2 protein-coding genes are annotated in these 2550 nt (G+C 67.7%); both read right to left on the bottom strand.

The features are described 5' to 3' along the window. On the bottom strand, positions 1-857 hold an 857-nt coding region (locus FHX16_RS31330), incomplete at its 3' end, for a biotin/lipoyl-binding protein (protein ID WP_259132228.1). Positions 858-1020: 163 nt separating this feature from the next. Continuing rightward, the coding region (locus FHX16_RS31335; protein ID WP_259132230.1) for a calcium-binding protein at positions 1021-2550 on the bottom strand (1530 nt) is incomplete at its 5' end.

The following is a 2550-nucleotide window of genomic DNA, read 5'->3' on the forward strand; positions in this document are numbered from 1 at the left end:
ATCTCGGTCTGCGCCTCCTTGCGGGTGGTCTGGTCGATGGAGATGAGCTTCATGTTGAGCTCGCTGATCTCGCCCTCGGCCTCGGCGACCTTGGCAATCAACTCGCCGCGGCTGCCCTCGATGCGGGCGCGCTGGCGCAACAGGTCGCGCTTCTGCGAGATCGGCACCAGCTGGCTCGCGAGCAGCTTCTCGGTCTTGGCGAGCTCCTGCTCGACGATCTCGGCCTCGCTGTCGTTGGAGCGGCTCTGCGCCTTGAAGCCGCGCACCTGTTCGTCGAGCTGGACGATCTGCAGGCGCAGCTGTTCCTTCTGGTTGGCGACCATGCGGCGGTTGGCCTCAAACAGCCTGGTCTCGCCTGATATCACCGCGGCGGACAGGTCGAGCGCCGCGAAGTCGACGGTGTCTGCCTCGTCGCGCTCGGCCACCAGCCTGGCATGGGCGGCGGTCAGCTGCTGCAGCTGCGCCTTGACGATCGACAGCTCGACGCGGGTCTGGGTGTCGTCGAGGACGAGCAGGACGTCGCCCTTTTTGACGACGGTGCCGTTGTCGACGCGGATGGCGGCGATGATGCCGCCGTCGCGGTGCTGGATGGTCTTGACCTGCTCGGAGACGACCACCTGACCATGGGTGATGACGGCGCCCGACAGCTTCGCCTGGGCGGCCCAGCCGCCGATGCCGAAGACCAGCACGCCGGCCAGTGCCGAGGAGGCGACGATGCGCGAGGTGATGCCGAACTGCCGGGCATTCTGCCTGGCCTTGTCGGCGGCCTTGGCCTTGTCGGTGCCGGCCTTGTCGGTGCCGGCCTTGTCGCTGCCGGCCTTGTCGCTGGTGGCCTTGTCGCTGGTGGTGGTGATCATCGCGGTGTTCCCCTGGAGCCTTGCTGGCCTTGTTGTCCTGTCGTCGTGGTCTGCTGTCGGTGTCTTGCGAGCATTGTCTTGCGGTCATGGTCTTTCTGGCATTGTCGGGAGAGGCCGAAGGCCTCCCCGGGGGAGAGGCCAGAAGGCCTCCCCGGGACAGGCGTCACGCCTGTCCCATCGGCTGGCTGTCGGCCGTGACCTGGCCGGGCTCGATGGCGGCGAGGATGAAGTCCTCAGCGGTCAGCTCGTGATGGCCGCGCAGCAGGATCTGCAGGTCGTCGTCATGGTCGAGGTCGACGATGGTGCGCACGACGGTGCGGGTGTCGTCGCCGAGCGCCTCGTAAAAGACGGTGATCGAGCCGATCTGCGGCGTGTCGCCGTCGATCTGCAGGCCGGCGAAGGTCAGCGTGCCGTACTGGCCAAGCGCGGAGAGATCGATGCGGTCGCCGACACTAAAGTCGACGATCTCATCATGGCCGGCGCCGTCGTTCGCAAGACTGGCAAGCGACTGGAAGACGAAGACGTCGTTGCCGTCGCCGCCGATCAGCACGTTGACCCGGGCCGAGGCGATGATCGTGTCGTCGCCGGAGCCGCAGCTGGCATTCTCGACGTCGAGGAGTGCGTCGTCGCCGATCTCCGCCCCGGAAGCCTCGCCGCGCTCGAGATCGATGACGACACCGAGCACGGTGGCCGAGGCATCGTAGCAATCGCTGCCGCTGCTGCCGTCCATCCGGTCGTCGCCGTCATCACCGCCGTTGCCGCTACGGGCGAGCACGATGAAGACGTCGTCGCCGCTGCCGCCGTCGAGCCGGTCGTCACCGTCGCCGCCGACCAGGTGGTCGTCGCCACTGCGCCCGGCCACCTGATCGTCGCCACCCCCGCCATAAAGGATGTCGGTGCCGCTGCCGCCGGAGAACCGATCGTCGCCGGAGCCGCCATGAATGGTCTCGAAGCCAAGGATCGTATCGCGGCCGATCTCCTCGCCCTCGGCATAGCCGGCCTCGATGTCGGCGATCACCATCTTGACCAGCGCCGACAGGTCGAGCGTGTCGCAGCCGGCACCGCCGTCATAGACGTCGTTGCCGTCGGCGGCCGGAGTGGCGAGCACGATGACGACATCGTCGCCAGCCCCGCCCGAGACCACATCGTCGCCGGCCCCGCCGGTCAGCTGGTTGTCGCAGGCGTCGCCGCTAATCGTATCGTCATGGGCGCTGCCGATGACGTTCTCGATGCCATCAAGGCTGTCGCTGCCGATATCGGCGCCGGTGGCGGTGCCGGATGCAAGGTCGACGGTAACGGCTGCCGTCGCGCCGCTGGCGTCGTAGGTGTCGCTGCCCTCGCCGCCGACATAGGTGTCGTTGCCGTCGGTAACGGGCGTACCCGCGGCCGCCTGCGGCAGGTCCCCGCCAAGCAGGCCCACCTTGAAGGTGTCGTCGCCGGCCTCGCCGAGCGCCGTATCGTCGCCGGCCTTGCCAGTCAGCTGGTCGTCGCCGGCCCCGCCCTGCAGGTGGTTGTCGTTGCCGTCGCCACCAATCGTGTCGTCGTCGGCGCTGCCGATGACGTTCTCGATGCCATCAAGGCTGTCATTGCCGATATCAGCGCCGGTGGCGGTGCCGGATGCCAGGTCGACATTAACGGCTGCCGTCGCGCCACTGGCGTCATAGGTGTCGCTGCCCTCGCCGCCGACATAGGT

Origin of the sequence: Rhizobium sp. BK661 (assembly GCF_024808825.1) — a bacterium.
Lineage (GTDB): Bacteria > Pseudomonadota > Alphaproteobacteria > Rhizobiales > Rhizobiaceae > Rhizobium.